21 protein-coding genes are annotated in these 22,980 nt (G+C 72.1%); 4 read left to right on the top strand and 17 right to left on the bottom strand.

Features of this window, described 5'->3' with window-relative positions; all coding sequences use genetic code 11:
• Nucleotides 1-5 precede the first annotated feature (5 nt).
• From IEX47_RS00105 to pdxH, 6 genes are all read right to left on the bottom strand, one after another.
• Complete coding sequence (locus IEX47_RS00105; protein WP_188781718.1) at nucleotides 6-443, bottom strand: MarR family winged helix-turn-helix transcriptional regulator; 438 nt, start codon at nucleotides 441-443, stop codon at nucleotides 6-8.
• The gene (locus IEX47_RS00100) at nucleotides 440-2,011 is read right to left on the bottom strand and encodes an MDR family MFS transporter (RefSeq protein ID WP_229662508.1); all 1,572 of its coding nucleotides are present in this window, start codon (nucleotides 2,009-2,011) and stop codon (nucleotides 440-442) included. Before IEX47_RS00100 ends, IEX47_RS00105 begins: the two co-directional genes overlap by 4 nt.
• Before the next feature lie 317 nt (nucleotides 2,012-2,328).
• Nucleotides 2,329-4,311: an ABC transporter ATP-binding protein gene (locus IEX47_RS00095; protein WP_188781715.1), complete on the bottom strand. Its 1,983-nt coding sequence runs from the start codon at nucleotides 4,309-4,311 to the stop codon at nucleotides 2,329-2,331.
• On the bottom strand, nucleotides 4,311-6,044 hold the full coding sequence (locus IEX47_RS00090; protein WP_188781713.1) for an ABC transporter ATP-binding protein: 1,734 nt from the start codon (nucleotides 6,042-6,044) through the stop codon (nucleotides 4,311-4,313). The genes IEX47_RS00095 and IEX47_RS00090 overlap by 1 nt, the downstream gene beginning before the upstream one ends.
• The gene (locus IEX47_RS00085; RefSeq protein WP_188781712.1) at nucleotides 6,044-6,598 is read right to left on the bottom strand and encodes a TetR/AcrR family transcriptional regulator; all 555 of its coding nucleotides are present in this window, start codon (nucleotides 6,596-6,598) and stop codon (nucleotides 6,044-6,046) included. The genes IEX47_RS00090 and IEX47_RS00085 overlap by 1 nt, the downstream gene beginning before the upstream one ends.
• 88 nt (nucleotides 6,599-6,686) lie before the next feature.
• Nucleotides 6,687-7,331, bottom strand: a complete 645-nt coding sequence (gene pdxH, locus IEX47_RS00080) for a pyridoxamine 5'-phosphate oxidase (protein WP_188781710.1) — start codon at nucleotides 7,329-7,331, stop codon at nucleotides 6,687-6,689.
• A gap of 254 nt (nucleotides 7,332-7,585) precedes the next feature.
• Here pdxH and IEX47_RS00075 point away from each other — a divergent pair, with 254 nt between their 5' ends.
• Nucleotides 7,586-8,710 carry a citrate synthase 2 gene (locus tag IEX47_RS00075; protein WP_188781708.1) on the top strand — a complete coding sequence of 375 codons (1,125 nt, stop codon included), beginning with the start codon at nucleotides 7,586-7,588 and terminating at the stop codon, nucleotides 8,708-8,710.
• A 69-nt stretch (nucleotides 8,711-8,779) separates the two neighbouring features.
• Here the strand turns inward: IEX47_RS00075 and IEX47_RS00070 are convergent, their stop codons facing one another.
• Nucleotides 8,780-9,451: a DedA family protein gene (locus IEX47_RS00070; protein WP_229662507.1), complete on the bottom strand. Its 672-nt coding sequence runs from the start codon at nucleotides 9,449-9,451 to the stop codon at nucleotides 8,780-8,782.
• A complete protein-coding gene (locus tag IEX47_RS00065) occupies nucleotides 9,448-9,927 on the bottom strand; it encodes a GNAT family N-acetyltransferase (RefSeq protein WP_229662506.1) in 480 nt (159 codons plus the stop codon). Before IEX47_RS00065 ends, IEX47_RS00070 begins: the two co-directional genes overlap by 4 nt.
• A 69-nt stretch (nucleotides 9,928-9,996) precedes the next feature.
• On the opposite strand from IEX47_RS00065, the gene serC reads away from it, so the two are divergent.
• Nucleotides 9,997-11,115, top strand: a complete 1,119-nt coding sequence (serC, locus tag IEX47_RS00060) for a phosphoserine transaminase (protein WP_188781706.1) — start codon at nucleotides 9,997-9,999, stop codon at nucleotides 11,113-11,115.
• A 69-nt stretch (nucleotides 11,116-11,184) separates the two neighbouring features.
• Here the strand turns inward: serC and IEX47_RS00055 are convergent, their stop codons facing one another.
• From IEX47_RS00055 to IEX47_RS00020, 8 genes are all read right to left on the bottom strand, one after another.
• The gene (locus IEX47_RS00055) at nucleotides 11,185-11,679 is read right to left on the bottom strand and encodes a macro domain-containing protein (RefSeq protein WP_188781704.1); all 495 of its coding nucleotides are present in this window, start codon (nucleotides 11,677-11,679) and stop codon (nucleotides 11,185-11,187) included.
• A gap of 42 nt (nucleotides 11,680-11,721) precedes the next feature.
• Nucleotides 11,722-12,807 (bottom strand): alpha/beta fold hydrolase, encoded by a 1,086-nt coding sequence (locus IEX47_RS00050; RefSeq protein ID WP_188781703.1) that lies wholly within the window; start codon nucleotides 12,805-12,807, stop codon nucleotides 11,722-11,724.
• An 81-nt stretch (nucleotides 12,808-12,888) separates the two neighbouring features.
• Nucleotides 12,889-13,881: a DNA topoisomerase IB gene (locus tag IEX47_RS00045; protein WP_188781701.1), complete on the bottom strand. Its 993-nt coding sequence runs from the start codon at nucleotides 13,879-13,881 to the stop codon at nucleotides 12,889-12,891.
• 8 nt (nucleotides 13,882-13,889) lie between these two features.
• Nucleotides 13,890-14,852, bottom strand: a complete 963-nt coding sequence (locus IEX47_RS00040; protein ID WP_188781700.1) for an esterase-like activity of phytase family protein — start codon at nucleotides 14,850-14,852, stop codon at nucleotides 13,890-13,892.
• Nucleotides 14,845-16,092: a class I SAM-dependent methyltransferase gene (locus IEX47_RS00035; protein ID WP_188781698.1), complete on the bottom strand. Its 1,248-nt coding sequence runs from the start codon at nucleotides 16,090-16,092 to the stop codon at nucleotides 14,845-14,847. Before IEX47_RS00035 ends, IEX47_RS00040 begins: the two co-directional genes overlap by 8 nt.
• 96 nt (nucleotides 16,093-16,188) lie before the next feature.
• The gene (locus tag IEX47_RS00030) at nucleotides 16,189-19,041 is read right to left on the bottom strand and encodes an FAD-binding and (Fe-S)-binding domain-containing protein (RefSeq protein ID WP_188781696.1); all 2,853 of its coding nucleotides are present in this window, start codon (nucleotides 19,039-19,041) and stop codon (nucleotides 16,189-16,191) included.
• Nucleotides 19,034-19,918, bottom strand: a complete 885-nt coding sequence (locus IEX47_RS00025) for an NUDIX domain-containing protein (protein WP_188781694.1) — start codon at nucleotides 19,916-19,918, stop codon at nucleotides 19,034-19,036. The genes IEX47_RS00030 and IEX47_RS00025 overlap by 8 nt, the downstream gene beginning before the upstream one ends.
• Nucleotides 19,919-19,942: 24 nt before the next feature.
• Complete coding sequence (locus IEX47_RS00020; protein ID WP_188781691.1) at nucleotides 19,943-20,974, bottom strand: acyltransferase family protein; 1,032 nt, start codon at nucleotides 20,972-20,974, stop codon at nucleotides 19,943-19,945.
• Nucleotides 20,975-21,090: 116 nt separating this feature from the next.
• On the opposite strand from IEX47_RS00020, the gene IEX47_RS00015 reads away from it, so the two are divergent.
• The gene (locus IEX47_RS00015; protein WP_188781689.1) at nucleotides 21,091-21,576 is read left to right on the top strand and encodes a hypothetical protein; all 486 of its coding nucleotides are present in this window, start codon (nucleotides 21,091-21,093) and stop codon (nucleotides 21,574-21,576) included.
• Nucleotides 21,577-21,608: 32 nt separating this feature from the next.
• Here the strand turns inward: IEX47_RS00015 and IEX47_RS00010 are convergent, their stop codons facing one another.
• A complete protein-coding gene (locus IEX47_RS00010; protein WP_188781687.1) occupies nucleotides 21,609-22,118 on the bottom strand; it encodes a DUF4232 domain-containing protein in 510 nt (169 codons plus the stop codon).
• A 94-nt stretch (nucleotides 22,119-22,212) separates the two neighbouring features.
• Here IEX47_RS00010 and IEX47_RS00005 point away from each other — a divergent pair, with 94 nt between their 5' ends.
• On the top strand, nucleotides 22,213-22,938 hold the full coding sequence (locus tag IEX47_RS00005; protein ID WP_188781685.1) for an alpha/beta fold hydrolase: 726 nt from the start codon (nucleotides 22,213-22,215) through the stop codon (nucleotides 22,936-22,938).
• Nucleotides 22,939-22,980: the final 42 nt, after the last annotated feature.

Below are 22,980 nucleotides of genomic sequence, written 5' to 3'. Positions count from 1 at the left end.
CCGGCTCAGCCCTCGATGGCGGTGTTGTAACGCTCCAGGAGGGCGACGAACGCGTCGAGGTCCTCGGTCGACCAGCCGGCGATCTTCTCCATCAGCTCCGAGCGCCGCGCCGCCAGGAGGGCAGCGAGCCGCTCCCGGGCGACGTCGGTCAGCGCCACGACGTGGCCGCGACCGTCGGTCGGATCGCCCTCGCGGGTCGCGAGGCCGAGCTCGACGAGCTGGGTGATCGCCCGGCTGACGGCGGCCTTCTCGATGGCGAGGCAGGCCACGATGTCGCGCTGCCGCTGCTCGCCGGAGCGGTAGAGGAGGTCCGCCACGGCGAACCCGACCTCACCGAGGGCCGGGTCGAGGGAGGTGGCGCGCTCCGCGACCACCCGGCGTACGCGCCGGGAGAGGACGCGGAGCTGCGACTCGAGCGCGAGCACCGACTCCAGGGCGGTCACTCGACGACCGCCGCGAGGTCGGGCGCCAGCTCGTCGGCGTGCTGGACCGTGGTGCGCAGGCGGACCTCGCGGACCAGCGCGACCACGAGGACCGTCAGCAGCGCCGCCGGGACGACGAGCAGGAAGAGGTGGCCGGTCGCCTCGCCGAAGGCGCCCATCACGACCTGGCGGGCCGGGCCCGGGAGCGTGCTGAGGTCGGGGATCTCGGTGTGGCCCTTGGCGGACGTGTGCACGCCGAGGCGGGCCATCCCGGCCGCGACGTTGTCGGCCACGCGGTGGCTCAGCGCGGTGCCCAGGAGCGCGACGCCGACGGCGCCACCCATGGTCCGGAAGGTCGCCACCAGCGACGAGGCCGCACCGACGTCGCTGTGCCGGACGGAGTTCTGCACGGCCAGCACGAGGTTCTGCTGGAGGGCGCCGATGCCGAGGCCCATGACCGCCATCCACGCGCCGACGACCCAGAGGTGGGTGCTGCCGTCGATCGTGGAGAGCAGCGCGACGCCGAGCGCCATGACCGAGGCGCCGAGGACGAGGACGTTCTTCCACAGGCCGGTGCGGCTGATCCGGCGGCCACTGGCGATGCTGGCGACGAGCAGGCCGAGCACGAGCGGCAGCGACATCAGGCCGGCCTCGGTCGGGGTGAGGCCGTGGGAGAGCTGGAAGTACTGCGCGAGGAAGACCGTGGAGCCGAACATCGCGACGCCGACCGCGAGGCTGGCGATGACCGCGAGCGTGATCGTGCGGTTGCGGAAGAGGTGGAGCGGGATCATCGGCTCGGCGACCTTCGACTCGACGACCACGGCGAGGACGAGGGCGAGCACACCCCCGGTGACCAGCAGCGCGGTCTGGGTCGAGGCCCAGGCGAAGCTCGAGCCGGCCAGCGAGACCCAGGCGAGCAGGAGCGAGAGGCCACCGGCGATCAGCGTCGCGCCGGCGTAGTCGATCTTGACCTTGCGGCGGACGACGTCGGGCAGGTGCAGGGTGCGCTGCAGGACGACGAAGGCGAGCACCGCGAAGGGCAGCGCCACGAGGAAGCACCAGCGCCAGCCGAGCGTGTCGACCACGACGCCACCGATGAGCGGGCCGGAGACGGTCGCCACCGCGAACGCCGCACCGATGTAGCCGCTGTAGCGACCGCGGTCGATCGGGGCCACGATGCTGGCGATCACGATCTGCACGAGGGCGGTCAGGCCGCCGACGCCGAGGCCCTGGATGACCCGGGCGCCGATCAGCATCTCCATGCTCTGGGCGCACGCGGCGAGCAGCGAGCCGGCGACGTACACGACGAGGGCGGACTGGACGAGGACCTTCTTGTCGAAGAGGTCGGCCAGCTTGCCCCAGATCGGCGTGGTGGCCGTGAGCGCCAGGAGCGTCGAGACCATGACCCACGTGTAGCCGGACTCGGTGCCCTTGAGGTCGTGGACGATGACGGGAAGGGCGTTGGAGACCACCGTCGAGGCGAGCATCGCGACGAACATCGCGAGGATCAGGCCGGAGAGTGCTTCGAGCACCTCACGGTGGGTCATCGGCGCCACGGGGGCGGTCTGCTGGGTCGTGCTGTCGGACATGGTTCTCCCGGATGGTCGTTGTCGAAAACAACTATCCGGTATTTCGTTGTCGAATGCAACGTGATCCGCCAGACAGCACGGCAGGCCCCGGGAAATGGAACGACCCGCAGGCCATGTCCAGCCGCCCAGGACGGGGCGGGGCCTGCGGGTCGCGGTGACCGCGGTGGATTCGCCAGCAGCGACGCCACCGTGTGGGTGCGCTAGCGCGCAGTCACCTCACGCGTCCTCGAAGAAATCATCTGTCGGACCACCTCCTTTCCCGTGGCCTTCGACGGTACGCCGGGGCCGGCGTACCGTCGAGGGCTTTTTTCGCGGGCTCAGGCGGCGTCGACCGGCGCCTCGAACTGCGAGCGGTAGAGCGCGGCGTAGGCACCGTCGGCCTCGAGCAGCTGCTCGTGCGAGCCCTGCTCGACGATCCGGCCCGCCTCCATCACGAGGATCAGGTCGGCGTCGCGGATCGTGGAGAGCCGGTGCGCGATCACGAACGACGTGCGGTCCGAGCGCAGTGCCGCCATGGCGTGCTGCAGAAGCAGCTCGGTGCGTGTGTCGACCGACGAGGTGGCCTCGTCGAGGATCAGCAGCGCCGGGTCGCTCAGGAAGGCCCGCGCGATCGTGATCAGCTGCCGCTCCCCCGCCGAGACCGAGCCACCCTCGCCGGAGATCACCGTGTCGTAGCCCTCGGGCAGCGAGTGCACGAAGCGGTCCACGAACGTCGCCTTCGCCGCCTCGAGGATCTGCTCCTCGGTGGCGTCGGGGCGGCCGTAGGCGATGTTGTCGCGGATCGTCCCCTCGAAGAGCCAGGTGTCCTGCAGGACCATGCCGATCCGGTCCCGGAGCTCGCGGCGCTGCATGCCGGCGATGTCCACGCCGTCGAGCGTGATCCGGCCCCCGTCGAGCTCGTAGAACCGCAGGATCAGGTTGACCAGCGTGGTCTTGCCGGCACCCGTGGGGCCGACGATCGCGACCGTCTGGCCCGGCGCGACGTCGAGCGAGAGGCCCTCGATGAGCGGGATGTCGGGCTCGTAGGAGAACGCGACGTCCTCGAACGCCACCGCACCGCGCGTCACGCCGGAGGCGCCCGTGGCTGCCGGCTCCACCGACTCCTCCTCGGCGTCGAGCAGCTCGAAGACCCGCTCGGCGGAGGCGACACCGGACTGCAGCAGGTTCGCCATCGACGCGACCTGGGTCAGCGGCTGGCTGAACTGGCGGGAGTACTGGATGAACGCCTGCACGTCACCGAGGCTCATCGACCCGTTGGCCACCTTGAGGCCGCCGACGACGGCCACGATGACGTAGTTGAGGTTTCCGACGAACATCATCAGCGGCATGATCAGGCCACTCGCGAACTGCGCGCCGAACGACGCCTTGTAGAGCGCTTCGTTCTGCTCGGCGAACCGCGCCTCCGACTCGGGGAGCTTGCCGTAGACGCGCACCAGCGCATGGCCGGCGAAGGTCTCCTCGATCTGGCCGTTGAGCACGCCGGTGCGGCGCCACTGCTCGACGAAGAGTCCCTGCGAGCGCCCCATCACCTGCTTGCTGATGATCAGCGTCAGCGGCACCGCGACCAGCGAGATCACCGCCAGCAGCGGCGAGATCCAGAACATCATCCCGAGCACGCCGACCACCGTCAGGATCGACGTCAGCAGCTGCGCGAGCGTCTGCTGGAGCGACTGCGCGAGGTTGTCGATGTCGTTGGTGACGCGGCTGAGCAGCTCGCCCCGCGGCTGACGGTCGAAGTAGCCCAGCGGCAGGCGGTGGATCTTCTGCTCCACGTCCGAGCGGAGCTCCGACACCGTGCGCTGCACGACGTCGGTCACGAACCAGCCCTGGAGCCAGCCGGCGAGCGTCGACACGACGTACACGCCGAGGACGATCAGCAGCACGGTGCCGACGGCGCCGAAGTCGACGCCCACGCCCGGGACGACGTCGAGGCGCGAGAGCATGTCCGCGAACGTCGAGTCGCCGTGCGCGCGGGCCGCCTCGACGGCCTGCGCCTTGGTGGCGTGCTCGGCGCCGAGCATGCGGCCGAAGAGGCCGTTGAAGATCAGGTCGGTCGCGTGGCCGAGGATCTTGGGCGCGACGACCGAGAAGGCGACCGACAGCACGCCCAGCAGTACGACGCCGGCGATGCGGGCGCGATCGGGCGCCATGCGCCGGAGCAGCCTCTTGAGCGACGGCTTGAAGTCGCTCGCCTTCTGGCCGACCTGGCCGCCACCGAACGGGCCGCCGCGGCCGGGGCCGCCGCCCATCACGATGCGCTCGGTCTGCTTCATCTGGCCGGGCTTGGCAGTGGTGCTCATCAGGCCACCTCCTCCTCGGTCAGCTGGGACCGGACGATCTCCTGGTAGGTCGGGCAGTCCACGAGCAGCGACTCGTGGGTGCCGAGGCCGACGACGCGGCCGTCGTCGAGGACGACGATCTGGTCGGCGTCGCGGATCGAGCTGACCCGCTGGGCGACGACGATCACCGTCGACTGCGCCGTCACCTCGGGCAGCGCCCGGCGCAGCCGCGCGTCGGTCGCGACGTCGAGCGCCGAGAACGAGTCGTCGAGGATCAGGATCTTCGGACGCCGCACCAGGGCCCGCGCGATCGCGAGCCGCTGGCGCTGGCCGCCCGAGAAGTTGGTGCCGCCCTGGGCGACCGGGGCGTCGAGCCCCTCGGCGAGCGCGCGGACGAAGTCCTCGCCCTGTGCGACGCGGAGCGCCGCCCACATCTCCTCGTCGGTCGCGTCCGCCTTGCCGACCTGCAGGTTGCTGCGGATCGTGCCGCCGAAGAGGAACGCCTTCTGCGGGACGATGCCGGTCAACGCCCACAGCGTCTCGAGCTCGAGGTCGCGGACGTCGATGCCGTCGACGCGGACCACGCCGGCCGTGGCGTCGTACAGGCGAGGGACGAGGTCGACGAGCGTCGACTTGCCCGCACCCGTCGAGCCGACGATGGCCGTGGTCTGGCCGGGACGCGCGGTGAAGGTGATGTCGGTGAGCACCGGGTCGCCGGCGCCCGGGTAGGCGAAGCCGACCCGCTCGAAGGAGACCTCGCCGCGCGGTGCCTCCAGCGCGATCGGGGCGACCGGCGGACGCACGGAGGCGTCGGTGTCGAGGACCTCGGCGATGCGCTCGGCGCACACCGCCGCACGCGGCACCTGGACCAGCATGAACGTCGCCATCATGACGCTCATCAGGATCTGCATCAGGTAGCTCATGAACGCCGTCAGCGAGCCGATGTACATCTGGCCGTCGTCGATGCGGTGGGCGCCGAACCAGTACACGCCGACGATCGAGACGTTCATGATCAGCATGACCGTCGGGAACATCGTGCCCATCCAGCGGCCGGTGCTGCGGGCGACGTCGGTCAGGTCCTTGTTGGCCACGGCGAACCGGGCCTTCTCCTCGGGCTCACGGACGAACGCGCGGACGACCCGGATGCCGGTGATCTGCTCGCGCAGGATCCGGTTGACCACGTCGATGCGGCCCTGCATGACCTTGAAGCCCGGGACCATCCGGCTGATGATGAAGCCGACCGTGACCAGCAGCGCGGGCACGGTGACCGCGAGCAGCCACGAGAGGCCGAGCTCCTCGCGCATCGCCATGATGATGCCGCCGGCCATCATGATCGGCGCGCTCACCAGCATGGTCAGGCCCATCAGCACGAGCATCTGGACCTGCTGGACGTCGTTGGTGCCGCGGGTGATCAGCGACGGCGCGCCGAACTGCGCGACCTCACGGCTCGAGAAGGAGCCGACGCGGTGGAAGACCTGCCGGCGTACGTCGCGACCGAAGCCCATCGCGGTGCGCGAGGAGAACCAGACGGCGATGATCGAGCAGACGATCTGGCCGAGGCTGACGGCCAGCATCAGGCCGCCGGAGCGCCAGATGTAGCCGACGTCGCCCTTGGCCACGCCCTGGTCGATGATGTTGGCGTTGATGTGGGGCAGGAAGAGCATCGCGAGCGTGCTCAGGAACTGCAGCAGGACCACCAGGGCCAGCCACGGTCGGTATGGACGGAGCTGCGTGCGCAGCAGGGTGAGAAGCATCAGTGGTCCCCCTTGAGCGTGCCGTGGAGCACGATGTCGACGATCTGGTCGGGCGTGAGCAGCCGGCCCTCGGTGATGTGTGGGTGGCTGCCCGAGAAGGTGAGCAGGCGGAGCGTGTGCGCCACCTGGGGCACGTCGACGCGGAAGCTCTCCGCGTCGGGTGCGAGCAGCGCCTCGATGGCCGCGGCGCCGCGGGCGCGCAGCTCCTCGGTGTGCTTGCGGGCGCGCGGCGGCTGGAGCATGCCCATCCGCGCCATCAGCGTGAACATGCTGGTGAACCGCTCGGAGAGCATCGTCACCGCGGTCACCATGCGCTCGCGCAGCGGCAGTGACAGGTCGATCGCCTCCGTGCGCTCGATCAGGTCGCTCGGGTCGAACGCCTTCTCCAGCGCGCAGAGGAAGAGCTCGTCCTTGGTCTCGAACGCGCGGAAGATCGTGCCCTCCGCGATGCCCGCGGCCTCGGCGATCTGCTTCGTCGTCGTGGCGCGGCCGTGCTCGCGGAGCAGCGGGAGCGTCACCTCGATCAGCTGGCTGCGCCGATCATCGGTGGTCATGCGTGCGGCTCGTCTGGACATGCCACCAGATTAAGTGAGTGAGCGCTCACTCACAAGTGGATAGAGCCCCGACCAAAGTCGGCATTCATCAGGGAGCGAGGCGCTCCACGGCCCACGTGCCGGCGCCGGTCAGCTCGTAGCGGATCCGGTCGTGGAGCCGGTTGGTGCCGCCCTGCCAGAACTCGAACGCGTGCGGCGCAACGGCATAGCCGCCCCACCCCTCCGGCACCGGCACGTCGTCCGGGTAATCGCGGCCGGCCGCCTCGAACCGCTCCTCGAGCTCCTCGCGCGAGATCGGCCGCGACTGCGGCGAGGCGATCGCCCCGAGCTGCGCGCCCCGGGGCCGCGCGTGGAAGTAGGCCTCGACCTCCGCGCGCGACAGCGGCGTCGCGACCCCCTCGACCCGGACCTGGCGCTGCATGCCGTGCCAGGGGAAGAGGAGGGCGCAGCGCGCGTTGGCCGCCAGCTCCTCCCCCTTGCGCGAGCGCAGGTTGGTGAAGAAGTGGAAGCCCTGCTGGTCCAGCCCCTTGAGCAGCACGATGCGGGACGACGGCTGCCCCTCGGGCGAGACGGTCGCCACCACCATCGCGTTGGGCTCGGCGAGCTCGCGCGCATCGGCGAACCAGTCACGGAAGAGGTCGAGCGGGTCGGCAGGCAGGCCCTCCTCGCGCAGCGGACGCGCGGCGGGGCCCACGCCGTACTCGGAGCGGAGGGTGGGCAGGTGCTCGTCCATGCCCCCATCATCGCGCGGCGCCTGGCGCTGCGTCGGCCGGACCGTCGCCCGCGCGGCCTGAGATCCACGTCACGCGTCGGCACTCCCCCACCCACCGCCCGCAGCGGCCCCGGCTCCCCGCCGGGGCCGCTGTACGACGGACCGGAGGGTGGTCAGTTGTCTCCTGCGCAGGTCAGGGTGCTTGAATGCGAGAGGCCGTCAGCTGGAGAGAGCATCGGCCACACAATCCAGACCGCGTTGAGCAAGGAGCACCCATGACTGCCGCGGAGAGCACTGGCCCCGTCGTCCACGAGGGCCTCGAGGGCGTCGTCGCGTTCTCTACCGAGATCGCCGAGCCCGACAAGGAAGGCTCCGCGCTGCGTTACCGCGGCGTCGACATCGAGGAGATCGCGGGCCGGATCCCGTTCGAGAAGGTCTGGGGCCTCCTCGTCGACGGCGAGTTCGACCCGGGCCTGCACCCGGCCGAGGCGTACTCGCTGCCGGTCCACACCGGCGATGTCCGCGTCGACCTGCAGTCCGCCATCGCGCAGCTCGCGCCGGCGTTCGGCATCACCTACACCTACGACTCGTCGCCGGAGAAGGTCCGCGAGGACCTCGGCCGCGCGGCCGTGATGGTGCTTGCCTGGGCCGGCCAGTCCGCCCGCGGCATCGGCCACCCGGTCGTCTCGCAGCGCCTCGTCGACGAGGGCAAGACCCTCGCGGAGAAGTTCCTGATCCGCTGGCGCGGCGAGGCCGACCCGCGCCACGCCAAGGCGATCGACGCCTACTGGTCGTCGGCGGCCGAGCACGGCATGAACGCCTCGACGTTCACCGCCCGCGTGATCACCTCCACCGGCGCCGACGTCGCGGCCGCCCTCTCGGGCGCCATCGGCGCGATGTCCGGCCCGCTCCACGGCGGCGCCCCCTCCCGCGTCCTCGGCATGATCGAGGAGGTCGAGAAGCAGGGCGACGCCCGCAAGTACGTCAAGGGCCTCCTCGACTCCGGCGAGCGCCTGATGGGCTTCGGCCACCGCGTCTACCGTGCCGAGGACCCGCGCGCCCGCGTGCTGCGTCGTACGGCGAAGGAGCTCGGTGCCGAGCGCTACGAGGTCGCCGAGGCGCTGGAGCAGGCCGCCCTGCAGGAGCTCCGCGAGCGTCGTCCCGACCGTGTGCTCGAGACCAACGTGGAGTTCTGGGCCGCGATCGTCCTCGACTTCGCCGAGGTGCCGGCCAACATGTTCACCTCGATGTTCACCTGTGCCCGCACCGGTGGCTGGTCCGCGCACATCCTCGAGCAGAAGAAGACCGGTCGCCTGATCCGTCCCTCGGCCGTCTACACCGGTCCGTCGACGCGCCCCGCCTCCGACATCAAGGGCTGGAACGCCGACTGGGCCAAGTGAGCCCCTGCACTGCCTGACGAGGGCCGGTTCCGCACTGCGGGACCGGCCCTCGCTGCATGCACCGGCGTCCTACAGCTCGGTCCAGCCCGCGGCCTCGGCGGCCGCGGCAGCACGCTCCTCGGCCCGCTCGGCCGCCCGGCGGCGTACGTGCCAGACGAGCGCGCCCACGACGACGATGACGCCGAAGCCGAGCGCGGCCCAGTGGCCCGCACGCTTCTCCAGCTGGTGGTACGACGCCCCCGCGACGTGGCCGAGCAGCACGAAGGTCACGCCCCATGCGATGCCGCCGACCCCGTTCCAGAGCAGGAAGGTCCGGTAGCGCATGTGCGAGGCGCCCGCCAGCGCCGGCATCAGCGCGCGGAGCAGCGCCGTCCACCGGCCGATGAAGACGGCGAGGCCCCCGCGGCGGCGGATCAGGCGCTGCGCCCGCTCGATGTGGTGGCGGTGCCGGTCGAGGAGGGGCCGGGCGAGCACCTTCGGCCCGAGGAAGTGGCGGCCCACCTCGTAGCCGACCGAGTCGCCCACGATCGCAGCCACCACCACGACGACGATCGCGACCGGCAGGCTCACGTGGTCGAGCGCGGTGGCGACGCCGGCGATGACGGCGGCCGTCTCCCCCGGGATCGCGAAGCCCAGGAAGAAGGCATCCTCCGCAAAGACCAGCAGGGCGACCACGAGCAGGATCAGGGCCGGGTCGAGGTGCAGGAGCCAGTCCGCCAGACTGCCGACGGCCCCGCTCACGGCGTGAGCCGCTTGGCGAAGAAGAGGGCGCCCGGGTGGCAGGCGTACGGCCCCCACCCCAGGTTCAACCGCTCGTAGCCCGACGAGCCGTAGAGGGTGATCGCCTCCGGCTGGCGGTCGCCCGTGGTCAGCACGAGTACGTCGTGGCCCGCCGCCCGTGCCGCGCCCTCGAGGTGCGCCAGCATCCGGCGCGCGAAGCCGCGGCGCTGCGCCTCCTCCACGACGTACATGCGCTTGAGCTCGGCGGTCGCGGTCGAGCCGAGGGCCTCGAGGCCGACGTGGCGCCACGCACCGGAGGCGACCGGCACGCCCTCGAGGTAGCCGACGAAGAACGCACCCGTGGGCGGGGTGAACTCCTCGGCGTCCATCGGCGAGGAGTCGGGGCCGCCGTAGCGGTCGACATAGATCGCCTGCACGCGCTCCATGAGGGTGAGGGCGTCCGGATGGTCATACGGCACCCGCGCGATCTCCAGCACGCTGTCACAATAGGACCCTGACAACGGGGTCAGGTTCCACGATCCATGCTGCCGTGAAAAGGTGACCCCGTGACCGAGATCCAGATCCCCGCTGACCTGCTCCCCAAGGACGGCCGCTTCGGCGCCGGCCCCTCGAAGATCGCCCCCGGTGCGCTCGACGCGCTGGCCGCGACCGGCACCTCCCTGATGGGCACCTCCCACCGCCAGGCCGCGGTGAAGAACACCGTCGGTCGCGTCCGTGAGGGCCTGGGCAGCTTCTTCGACCTGCCCGAGGGCTACGAGGTCGTCTTCGGCAACGGCGGCGCCACGGCGTTCTGGGACATCGCGACGTTCGGCCTGATCCGCGAGAAGTCGCAGCACCTCTCGTTCGGTGAGTTCTCCTCGAAGTTCGCGGCCGCGGCCAAGGCTGCTCCGTGGATCGCCGACCCGTCGGTCATCAAGTCCGAGCCGGGCACCCGCCCCGTCGCGGTCGCCGAGGAGGGCATCGACCTCTACGGCTGGGCCCACAACGAGACCTCGACCGCCGTCATGGCGCCGGTCATCCGCCCGGCCGGTGCCGCCGACGACGCGCTCGTCGCGATCGACGCCACCTCCGGCGCCGGCGGCCTGCCGGTCGACCTCAACCAGGTCGACGTCTACTACTTCGCTCCCCAGAAGTGCTTCGCCTCCGACGGCGGCACCTGGTTCGCGATCATGTCGCCGCGCGCCCTGGCCCGCGTCGAGGAGATCAAGGCGTCGGGCCGCTTCATCCCGGCGTTCTTCGACCTCGGCACCTGCGTCGAGCAGTCGCGCCTCAACCAGACCTACAACACCCCGTCGGTCGCGACCTTCTTCCTGATGGCCGAGCAGCTCGACTGGATGAACGCCAACGGCGGCCTCAACGGCATGGTCGAGCGCACCACCGCCTCCTCCAACGCCCTCTACGGCTGGGCCGAGCGCACTGCCTACACCACGCCGTACGTCGCCAACGCCGACGAGCGCTCGCTCGTCATCGGCACGATCGACTTCAACGACGACATCGACGCCGCGCTCGTGGCGAAGACGCTGCGCGCCAACGGCATCGTCGACACCGAGCCGTACCGCAAGCTCGGCCGCAACCAGCTCCGCATCGCGATGTACCCCGCGATCGACCCGAGCGACATCGAGCTGCTGACGAAGTCGATCGACTTCGTCGTCGACGCGCTCTGACCTGCTGCATCTGACGAAGGGGCTCCGCTGCGGCGGGGCCCCTTTGTCGTTGCACCGCGCCGGACCGGCTCACTCCAGGGCAGCAGAAGCGGCCTCGTACGCCGCGTCGCTGAAGGCCACGAACCGCGCCTCCTCCACGGCGGTCGAGGCCGCGTCGAAGGCCTCGCGTGCTGCCCCGGCAGACTCCTCGACCGACCAGCCGTAGACGCCGGCACCCACCAGGGGGAACGCAACCGTGCGGGCGCCGAGCTCGTCGGCGACCTCGAGGCAGCGGCGGTAGCAGGAGACCAGCAGCGCGCGGTCGGTCTCGCCGGCGTGGCGGTTGGGGCCGACGGTGTGGATGATCCAGCGCGCCGGGAGGTCACCGCCGGTCGTCCAGCCGGCGTCGCCGGTGGCCAGCCCGCGCGGGAAGCGCGCCCTGCAGTCGGCGAGGACGGCCGGACCGCCCACCCGGTGGATCGCGCCGTCGACTCCCCCACCGCCGCGCATGGCGTTGTTGGCGGCGTTGACGACCGCGTCGACCTGCTCGGCGGTGATGTCTCCCCGGACGACCGTGACCCTCATGCGCCCGACGCTACGCCGGGCCCCGAAGGAGGGCGCGAGCGATCAGGCCTCGTCGTGGTCGGCGAGGAACTGGTCCATGTGCTTCCAGCTCGTCGCGTGGGCCATCGCGCCGGTGAGGACCCCGAGGTGGCCGCCGGGCGCGACCTCGAGCCGCACCTCCGCGCTGTTGGGCAGGATGTCGGCGGCGTGGTGCACCGCGGGCACGGGCGCCAGCACGTCGGCGGAGCCGCCGATGACCATGACCGGCACCCGCACGTCGGCGAAGTCGACGAGCCGGTTGGGGCCCTGGACCTTGCCGGTCGCCACCTCGTTGCGCATCGCCATCTGCAGGTAGACCTGCAGGGTCGCGCGGCCCGGGTAGGCGAGCATGTTGTTCATCAGGGCGTCGACGGCCTGGATCTGGGCGAGGAAGTCGCGGTCGTCGCGCTTGCTCCAGATCTTCATCGGCTTGCGGAGGTACGTCGGGATCGCGGTCGCCTTGAAGCCCAGGCTGACCACCGGCGACGGGATCGAGCCGATCGCCCGGATGCCCGTGCCGAGGACCCGACCACCCGTGGCCTTGCCGATGAAGCGCAGCGGCCGCATGAGCGGCACCTTCGACATGTCGAACGGGCTGCCCACCGCGGTGACGCTGGCGATCGGGAGCTCGGGGTGGACGGCGGCGACGCCGACGGACATCAGCCCGCCGAGCGACCAGCTGACCAGGTGCACCTTCGCGCCGCCGTGCTCCTCGGAGACGCGCCTGATCGCGGCGGGGATGACGTCGTTGATCCAGAACTCGATGCCGAGGTCCTTGTCGGCCGTCTTCACCTCGTCGTAGTCGACGAGGTACGTCGAGCGGCCGCCGAGCAGGAAGTGCTCGGCGAGCGAGCAGCCCTGCCGCAGGTCGAAGCAGAGCGACTGCGCGCCGAGCGGCGGCACGAAGAGGATCGGCCCGTCGACCGGCGGGATGCCCGGCTTCGGCGTGTAGCGCGACAGGCGGCGCGCCCGGCCCGTGTCGATGATCTCGCTCGGGGTCCGGGTCAGGTCGGCGATGCCGCGGCGGACCAGGAAGTCCCAGAGGTTGACGACGGCCTGGCGCCGCTGGGCGAAGGGGCGCTTGGGGTCGAAGAGGGCGGGCGTGCTCACGCCCGCAACCTACCCCCGACAGGGCACCCGTGGTACCCGTTCCCGCAGCGCGGGCGCGCGGTCCGGACGATCACCCCGGACTCACGTGAGGAGCCGGACCACCGCGCGCTCCACGGCCGCCTGCCGGGCGTCGGGATCGGCGTACGACCGGCGGGTGGTGGCGGCGATCGTGCGGCCCTCCTCCCAGGCGTCGACGACGCGCGGGTCGACGTACGACGAGCGGGCGACCGCCGGGGTGTTGCCGAGGTAGTCGGCGACCTCGCGCATCGCCGCCGCAGCCGTACGCCGGCGGGCCGAGGCCGTCTCCGCGGGCCCGGCCTCGGCGAGCGCCACGGCCGCGAGCACCGTCGCGTGCCACGTGCGGAGGTCCTTCGCGGTCACGTCGAGGCCGGTGACCTCGCGGACGTAGGCGTTGACGGTGGCGGGGTCGAGGGTGCGCCACCGGCTGCCGTCGCGCCAGGCGAGCAGCTGGCGGGCACCGCGCCGGCGACGCATCGCGACGACCGCCTCCACGACCGCCTCGTCCTCGATCGAGATGGCGTGCTCGACGCCGGACTTGCCGGTGAACTCGAAGAGCAGGCCGCCGTTGCGGCGGCGTACGTGGTCGACCTCCAGCGTGGTGAGGCCGAAGCTGCCGTGCTCGTCGGCGTAGACGTCGTTGCCGATGCGGAAGTAGCCCAGGTCGATGAGGCGGAAGGCGCAGGCGCAGGCCCGCTCGAGGGGCAGGCCGTCGAGCGCGAGGTGCTCCGCCACGCGCGGGCGGACCCGGATCAGCCGCTGGCCGAGGCCACGCACCCGGTCGAACTTCTCCGCGTCGCGCCGGACCCGCCAGTCGGGGTGGTAGAGGTACTGCCGGCGTCCGGCGTCGTCGGTGCCCACCGCCTGCAGGTGGCCGTGGGCGTGGACGCAGATCCACACGTCGGTCCAGGCGGGCGGGATGACCAGCGCCTTGCAGCGCGCGACCTCCTCGTCGCTGAGCCGCTGGCCGTCGGCATCGAGGTAGACGAAGCCGCGCCCGGCCCGCCGGCGTGTCCAGCCGGCCTCCGAGGGTGAGCTGCGACGCAGGCGGGGCACACCTCTGTTTACCCGCGCATGACCTTCACGATGCCGCCGAGCATGACCACGCCGAGCGCGCCGAAGAGCACCGGCACCCACCGGCCGCCACGACCGCCACCGTCCTGGCCGCTCGCGGAGCCCTGCGCCGGGGTCGGCCGGGGCGCGGGCAGCCCGCGCAGCGCAGCCTCCGCAGCCGCGGGCAGGTCGACCCGGAGGACCGGCTGGCCGGCGCCCTCCGACGAGAGGTAGACGGTGTCCGAGCCGTCGATCGCCAGCCCCTCCCCCTGCTTCTGCGAGGGGAGCGTGAAGTCCGCGAGCGGGCGGAAGCCGGGGAACGAGAAGAGGAACGCCCGGCGGTAGTTGCGCAGCAGCACGTGCTTGCCGTCGGGGTAGAAGGCTCCGTCGGTGACCATCGCGGGCGCCTCGGCGACCTGCTGCAGCTGGTTCTCACCGGCCGGGTCGAGACGCTCGGGGGCGGCGTACACGTGGCCGCGGAACGGGCCCTTGGTGACGACGTACAGCCGGCCGGTGCGGGGGTCGGCGAGCAGCGCCTCGGCGTCCTCGGGGTCGCCGGGGTACTGCAGGTGGAACGTCTCGCCCGTGACGTGGCGCTCGCCGCGCCCGACCGGCACCCGGGTCACCTCGATGTCGGAGCGATCGTGGTTGTTGTCGCCGGTGTCGCCGACCCAGATCTGGCCGTTGCCGGCGGGCGCGAGCGACTCGAGGTCGGAGGCCTTGCCGTCGAAGTGGGTGACGCCGACGGTCTGTCCGGTCTTGAGGTCGACGGTGAAGACCCGGGCGGTGTCACCGGAGTCGTTCATGGTGACCGCGAGGCCACCGCCGACGACCAGGCCCGACGACTCCACGATCTCGGGGTCGGCGAAGCGTGTGACCTCGTGGCCGCGCGCGATGTCGTCGAAGGGGGCAGCCGAGGCGGCTCCCACGACGAACGGCGCGGCCACGACGACGCCGACGAGGAGGCTACGCATCGGCGGCAGCGTCCTCGCGTGCGGCGGTCGGCGCGATGCCGGTCAGGACGGCGAGGTGCGGGTTGATCGCCCAGGTCGCGACGAGGTCGTCGTACTCCTTGCGGACGGAGCCGCCCTTGACCACACCGCCGGTCCGGACGGCGCGGAGCAGGGTGTTGCGCGGGGTGTGCTCCGACTCGACGAACTCCACGACGTCGACGCGGTAGCCCAGCAGCCGCAGGATCGCCGCGCGTACGGCGTCGGTCAGGGTGTCGGCGAACCGCTCGCGCAGGATGCCGTGCCGCGTGAGCATGGCGTACGGCGACGGGGTTGGCGCCTTGCGCAGCTGCGCCGCGATGTCGTGGTGGCAGCAGGGCGCCGCCAGGACGAGGGCCGCCTGCCACTCGTGGGCCCGGGCGAGCGCCTCGTCGGTGGCGGTGTCGCAGGCGTGGAGCGCGAGGACGACGTCGGGCGCCTGGTCGAGCTGCGCATCGGCGATCGTGCCGACGACGAAGTCCATGTCGAGGCCGAGCCGCTGCGCGACCGCCGTGTTGTGGTCGCGCGACTGCTGCTTCACGTCGACACCGGTGAGGTGGACCGGCAGCTTCGCGCCGAGGTGGGCCTGTGCCGCGAAGGTCAGGTAGGCGTTGCCGCAGCCGAGGTCGACGATGCGCAGCGGGTCCTCGGCGGTGGGCCGGCGGAGGTGGCAGGCCTTGATCGCGTCCTCGACGGAGGAGTCGAGCAGGCGGAGGAACTCCTCGACCTGGCGGTACTTCGCCTGGCGGCTCGGCTTGATCCGGCCCTGCGCGTCGGAGATGCCGAGTTCCTTGAGGACCGGGTGGTCCTCGGCGAGCAGCCGCTCCTTGGGCTTGTCGTGCCCCCGCACCAGCGTGCTCGCGTCGACCGGCGTCGCGCGCGCGGTCGTGTGGAGCAGCGCCTCGTTCTTCTTCGTCACCCGGAGCTGGTGCTGCTCGGTCAGGGTCTCGACGTGCCAGTTGCCGAAGGGCAGGTCGAGCAGGGCGTCGACCGCCTCGCGGGCCGCCTCACCGACCGCGTGGTTGGCGGTGTGCGCCTGCGTGGCGTCGTACGTCACGACCTGGAGGTGGCGGCCCGCCTTGAGGTCGACGTAGCGCAGCTCGGCCCGGCGCCACGGAGGCTCGGTGCCGCGCTGACGGCCCGACGCGACGGCGCGGACCAGCTGCTGCTCGTCGAGGAGCAGCGCCCGCACCCGCATCAGCGCACGGAGGAGTGGCTCGGCCATCAGTTGACGAACTTGGCGACGACCGCGATCAGGATCAGCCCGACGAGGAGCGAGGGGATGACCAGACGGCGGTAACGGGGATGCATGGCGCGAATTCTAGGGTGCGGAGGGGGCATTGCCCGCGTCGGCGAGCAGCTCTGCCAGGTGCACCGCCCGTACGCCGGCCAGGTCGGCCAGCTGGTAGCGGCACGAGAAGCCGTCGGCCAGCACGACGACGCCGGCGCCGCCACCCGCGGCCGCGCGCGCGGCCTCGCGCACAGTGGGCAGCAGCGCCGTCTCCGCGATCGCCACGCTGACGTCGTAGTGCTCCGGCGTCATGCCGAAGTCGCCGGCGAGGCCGCAGCACCCGTCCACGCGGGTGACCGTCGCGCCCGCGCGGCGCAGCAGCGCCTCGTCGGCCTCCCACCCGAGGACCGAGGCGTGGTGGCAGTGCGGCTGGGCGACGATCCTCACGCCCGTCAGGTCGGGCGGCTCCCAGTCCAGGCTGAGCAGCAGCTCGGCCAGGGTGCGCACGCCGACCGCGACCTCGCGCGCCTGCTCCCCCGCCACCAGCCGCGGCACGTCATCTCGGAGCGTCGCCAGGCAGGACGGCTCGAGGCCGACCACGGGCACGCCCGACGCCACGTAGGGGTGGAGACGCTCGACGGCCCGGCCGGCGATCCGGCGCGCGGCGTCGAGCTGGCCGGTGCTGATCCGGGTCAGGCCGCAACAGGCGTCCGCCGGGATCACCGCGACGCTGAGCCCGGCTGCCTCGAGCAGGCTGATGGCCGCGAGACCGGCCGGCGGCGCCAGGTGGTCGGTGAACGAGTCGGCCCAGATCCACACGTCGGGCCGCGGGGCGACCACCTGCCACCTGCGCGACGGCGCAGCCCGCGGTGTGCGATGACGCAGCTCGTCACGCAGCGAGCGGGCGGGCAGCTCCGGCAGCGAGCGCCGCAGGTCGACACCCGCGATCCGGCCCGCCACGCGCGCCAGCCAGGGCCGGGCGAGTGCCCGCGAGGCAGGACCCGCCGGCATCAGCCGCAGCCAGGTCGGCAGCCGCCCGAGCGTGTAGTGCTCCCGCGGCCGCAGGCGCCCCTTCCACTTCTGGGCCAGCACCTCCGCCTTGTACGCCGCCATGTCGACGCCGGCGGGGCAGTCGCGCGCACAGCCCTTGCAGGCCAGGCAGAGGTCGAGCGCCTCGTGCACGGCCGGGTCGCCGAGTCCCCGCACCAGCGACCCGTCGAGCGCCTCCTGCAGCACCCGCGCGCGGCCGCGGGTCGAGTCCTTCTCGTCGCGGGTCGCCTTCCACGACGGGCACATCACGCCGCCACCCGCGGGCGCCACGCACTTCCCCACACCCGTGCAGCGGTGGACCGCCTCGCCCAGCGACGCGTCGCCGCCGAGCACGAGCGGCAGGCGCGCCACCGGCCGTGCCGGGCGCAGGTCCGCGTCGAGCGGAGCCGGGTCGACGAGCACACCGGGGTTGAGCAGGTTGTCGGGGTCGCAGACCTGCTTGACCGCGGCGAAGAGCGCGAGCGACCGCTCGTCGTACATCAGCGGGAGGAGCTCGGACCGCGCCCGCCCGTCGCCGTGCTCGCCGGAGAGCGACCCGCCCAGCGCCGTGACCGCGCGCGCCGCATCGGTCAGGAACGCCCGGAACCGCGCGCCGCCGTCGTCGAAGGTGAAGTCGATGCGCGCATGCACGCAGCCGTCGCCGAAGTGCCCGTAGGGCACGCCGTCGAGCCCGTGCTCACGCAGGAGCTCGTCGAAGCGCCGCAGCCAGGTCCCCAGCCGGGCGGGCGGTACGGCGGCGTCCTCCCAGCCCGAGTACGCCGGGCGGCCGAGCGAGCGCCCCGCCAGGCCGGCCCCGTCCTCCCGGATCCGCCAGAGCACCGCCTGCTCGGCGTGGTCGGTGACCAGCCGGTCACCGAGCGCCCCGGCAGCACCCGCGACCTGCGCCGCCAGCGCGGACGCCTCGCCGACGGAGCCCGCCGCCAGCTCGGCGAAGAGCCAGCCACCGCCGCGCGGCAGCTCCGGCACCGCTCCCCCGCGCGCCCGGACGACGTCGACGATCCGCGCGTCGAGCCCCTCGAGTGCGAGCAGCCCGGCACGGCCCGAGGCGGCCGCCGGCACCGCGGCCACCACCCCGGGCACCGCGTCAGCCGCCTCCGCCATCGACGGGTAGCCGAGCAGCAGCATCACCCGCGCGGCCGGCTCCTCCACGAGCGCCACGGTGGCCGAGAGCGCCACGCCGAGCGTGCCCTCCGACCCGACGACCAGCCGGTGCGGCGCGAACCGCTCGGGCAGCAGGTACTCGAGCGCGTAGCCGCTGCCCTGGCGCGCGAAGTGCCCGAAGCCCTCGCGGATCGGCGCCAGGTGCGCCTCCCCGAGGGCGGCCAGCGCCGCGGTCGTGGGACCGGGCTCACCCGCGAGCGGGCCACCCAGTGTCTCCACCGACCCGTTGCCCCAGAGCACCTCCATGCCCAGCACGTTGTCCGACGTGCGGCCGAAGCCGAGGGCGCGCGAGCCGCACGCGTTGTTGCCGATCATGCCGCCGAGGGTGCAGCGGGTGTGGGTCGACGGGTCGGGCCCGAAGCGGAGCCCGTGCGGGGCCGCAGCCGCCTGCAGCGAGGCCTGCACGACCCCGGGCTCCACGACCGCCAGGCGCTCCTCGGGCGAGACCGACAGCACGCGCGACAGGCGCGACACGTCGACCACCAGCCCCGGCCCGACCGCGTTGCCGGCGATCGACGTGCCGGCCCCGCGCACCGTGACCGGCACGCCCAGCGAGCGCGCGACCGACACCGCCGCGACCAGCGACTCACGTGAACGCGGATGAGCGACGGCCGCAGGCACGACCCGGTAGAGCGACGCGTCGGAGGAGTAGAGCGCCCGGTCAAGCGTCGAAGCCGACACGGGCACCCCGGCCCGCTGCAGGGCCTCGCGGAGGTCGGGCGCCTCAGACATCCGCGGTCAGCTGGAGGGCGTGGCGCACGACCTCGAGGACCTCGCGCCGGCCCTCGAGCACGTCGGCGACCCGGACCCACTCGACCGCGTCGGTCGTGCCGTCGACCTCGACCACCCGCGGCGTCGCCCCCGCGGGCACCGAGGCCTCGTAGAGCAGGTGGACGCCGTGGTAGTCCTGCGTGCGCCCGTCGGGCGCGGTGCCGACCAGGTGGACGTCGTGCACGTCGAGCAGCGCGCCCACCTCGCAGGCCACCCCGCACTCCTCGGCGACCTCGCGCGCCAGCCCGGCCGCGGGCCGCTCGCCGTGCTCGACCCCGCCACCGGGCAAGGTCCACACGCCGGGCAGGTGGGCCCGGTTCGACAGGCGGGTCAGCAGGACCTCGTCGCCCCGGCGTACGACGGCGTACGCCGCCACGCGCTGGTGACGGTGGTGCTCGTGGTCGCGCAGCGCCTCGATGACGAGGGGCGACACGGGAAGCGTGCCGTCGAGGACGTCGGCGAGCGGCTGCCAGGCGGCGTCGGCGGTCGAGCCGTCGACCTCGACGACGTGCGGCTGCGGAGCGTCGGGCGCCACCCAGCCCTCGAAGACGATGCGGACCGCGTGGTAGTCGGCTTTGCCCTTGCCGAAGCGGGCCCTGCGGTTGTGCATCGAGTAGACCCTCGCCTCGCGCGACACCGTCACGTCGAGCCCGGTCTCCTCGGCGACCTCGCGGACCACCGCGTCACGCGGGTCCTCGCCGTGCTCAATGCCGCCTCCCGGCAGCGTCCAGAGCTCACCGCTCGTCACGCGCGCGGCCAGCCGCGACAGCAGGATCTCGCCGTCGCGGATGATCACGGCGTACGCCGCGACGCGCTGGCGCTGCGGCAGTCGTCCCATGTCCCGAGCCTAGCCGTGCGCCACCTAGGCGGCCGCCGCGGTGTCCGTCGCGGCGAGCCGCAGTTTCCGGTGCCGCCGCCAGGACCCGACCGGGTCGGCCAGCCACAGCAGCCGGCTCGAGACCGGACGCCAGGCCAGGAGGAAGGCGAGCGCGATCGAGCCGAGGACGGTCGGCCAGATCGCCCAGCCCCCCGCCTTCGAGGCCCAGGTGTCGTAGCCGGCGTACATCGCGCCGCGGACGAAGAAGCCGTGGAAGAGGTAGACGACGAGGGAGGCGGAGCCCAGCCGGGCGTACCAGGAGTCCTGGCGCGGGACGATCATCAGGATGCCGAAGGCACCGGCCGTCGCGATCAGCAGCAGCGCGGCCCGGATCCAGAGGCCCTCGGTCGTGGAGACACCGAAGTCGGCGTATGCGTCGGAGTAGTAGAGCCACGTGGTGGAGGTCCAGTCGTCGGTCCAGGCGGCGAGCACGAAGATGCCGACGAGCAGGCCCGCGCCGACCTCACGGCCGTGACTGCGGCGCAGGAAGGTGAGGAACTTCGGGTTGGCGTCGTGGAGGTAGAGGCCGATGGTGAAGAACGGCAGCATGCCGATCGTCCGGTTGAGGTCGAAGAAGACCGACCCCTCGGTCCCCCACCACAGCGAGGCCACGACGCTGAGCGGCAGCGCGATCCAGTGCAGCTTGAGGATCGGCGTGATCAGGCGCCACTGGAAGAGCGCCGCGAGGTACCACATCGGCCAGTGCGGGTTGAGCCAGATGTTGGTGATGTTGTCCTCGTGGCCGACGTCGATGCGGAACCACGCCAGCAGCCCCTCGAAGATGACGTAGGGCAGCGCGATGCCGGTGACCAGGTTGCTGAGGTTCTTGCGCGACCACGTGAAGCTGCGCGACAGGTAGCCCGAGACCAGCACGAACGCCGGCATGTGCCAGTAGTAGACGAAGTCGTAGACGCGCTGGGTGATCGCCTCCTCCGGCAGCAGCGTCAAGGAGTGCCCGACGACCACGAGGGTCACCAGGGTCATCTTCAGGTTGTCGAGCCATGGATCCCGAGTCACGCGATCGACCGTATCCGACCCATGCTGCAGCGAGACCTGCCGGCAGCCGGCCCGACACCCCCGCTACCCGGCCCGTCGTACGCCGCCACCGGGGGTCACCGGCGAGACTGTCCACCATGACCACTCCTGCTCCGGCCACCCCCACGTGGCAGTCGCTGCGCCTCCTCGGCACGACGCTCGTCAGCGCACCCGTCGTCATCCTGCTCGCGCTGTGGTTCGTCCTCGGCGGCCAGGAAGACGCGTTCGCGCCTCCGCTGTGGGCCCTGGCCGTCCCGCTGGTGCTGCTCGCCGGCGGCGCCGCGGTCATCAACACGATCGGCTACCAGGTCACCAGCGAGACCGCCGGCGACCCGGCGGCACGCTTCCAGGCGCTGATGATGCTGCGCTTCGTCTTCGCCGAGGCACCGTTCATCGTCACGCTGGCACTCTCGTTCGTCCTCGCGCAGGGCGGCTTCGCCGTCGTCGCGCTCGGCGCGGTGGGCGCCGTCGTGCTGATGCTCTGGCACGTCCTTCCCAACGACCGCCAGGTCCAGCGCCTCGAGCGCGCCTACGCCGCCGCCGGCCAGCCGACGGACCTCCGGGCGGCGCTGCACGCCTCCTGAGGTTCGCCGTCGGCGAGGCTCCCCCGCGCGGCTCAGGCCAGCCGGAACGCCCTGTGCGAGAGCAGGTGCACCGCGGTGTTGCGGCAGCCCGTCGTCGGGTGCGGGACGTACTTCGAGCGCGTGGCGTTGGGGATGTAGACCCGGAAGCCGTCGACGTGCGCGGGCCGGCACGTCGCCGCCGGGTAGTTGCCGGCGACGACCTCGTCGACCGGGCTGAACGCCCGCTGGCCGGGCCGCAGCGTGAAGCCGGACCACGTGCCGACGCGGTCGGCCGCGGCGCCGATCTGCGTGCCGTTGCCGTCCCCGACGTACGACAGGCCACCGAAGCCTCCTGAGTGGCAGGCGTGCGTGGAGACGTTGATCATCACGATCCGGCCGTAGCGGTGACCCGCTCCGGAGTCGGTCGCGCGGTAACGGACGGCGACGTCGGCGTTGTGGCAGGCGGGCACGGTGGTCGCGCCGGCGGAAGAGGTGACGACGGGCACGAAGGCCGCGCCGGATGCCGCGAGGACGGCGATCACGAGGGCAGGGATCCTGGTCATGCCCGTACGACGCGCAGCGCCGCCCGGCGGTTGCCCTGACCTGTTGCGAGCCCGATCCGGCCCGGCTCGGCGTGACGCCCACTACCTTCGAGACATGACGATCGATGTCGAGTCGAACAGCCCGCTTCGTCGGCCACCTGATGACTACGCCCCGGCAGGCAGTGAGCGCTGGTTCACCCTCACCTCAGGGCTCGACGCCGGCAAGAAGATGTTCTGCTTCGACACGCGAGTCGGCACGGGTCCCGCCGAGGCGACTGTTCTCTTCGTCCACGGGAATCCTGAGTGCTCCTACGCGTACCGCCACGTCCGCGACGCACTCGTCGACGCAGGCATTCCCGTTCGGCTCGTGGCAGCGGACAACATCGGCTTCGGGCTGTCCGACCAGGCCACGTTCGAGATGGTCGACATGCACCATGCGGCCAACCTCGCCCAGCTGATCGAGGCGTTGGACCTGCGGGACGTGACCCTGGTCATCCACGACTGGGGCGGTCCGATCGGCGTCGGCGCATTCCTGGACTGCCTGGACCGTGTCACGCGGCTCGTGGTCCTGAACACCACCATCTTCCCCATCCCGCGCGACGGGCTGACCTATGAGAACTTCCCGTCCAGGCTGGCGCCCTGGTGCCGTAGCCCCTCCTATGTCCCGCGAGCAGGCTGGGGCGGCTTCGCGGCATCCGTGGCAACTGCCGCGCCTGGCACGTCCCTGGTCAAGCAGACCGTGGACGCTTTCAAGGACGTCGCGCGCTTTCTCCGCCACAGCATTCCACCGGGGACGCCGAGCAGTGGAGTCCAGCAGAGTGGTGTACGACGTCCTGAGTGAGCGCGTGCCTCCAACGTAGGCGCGGCCACCGGGTGAATCCTT

This window comes from Nocardioides phosphati, from assembly GCF_014646375.1.
GTDB classification, from domain to species: domain Bacteria; phylum Actinomycetota; class Actinomycetes; order Propionibacteriales; family Nocardioidaceae; genus Nocardioides; species Nocardioides phosphati.
Note: the sequence above shows the minus strand (reverse complement) of the source record. Positions and strands in the feature narration are given on the sequence as shown.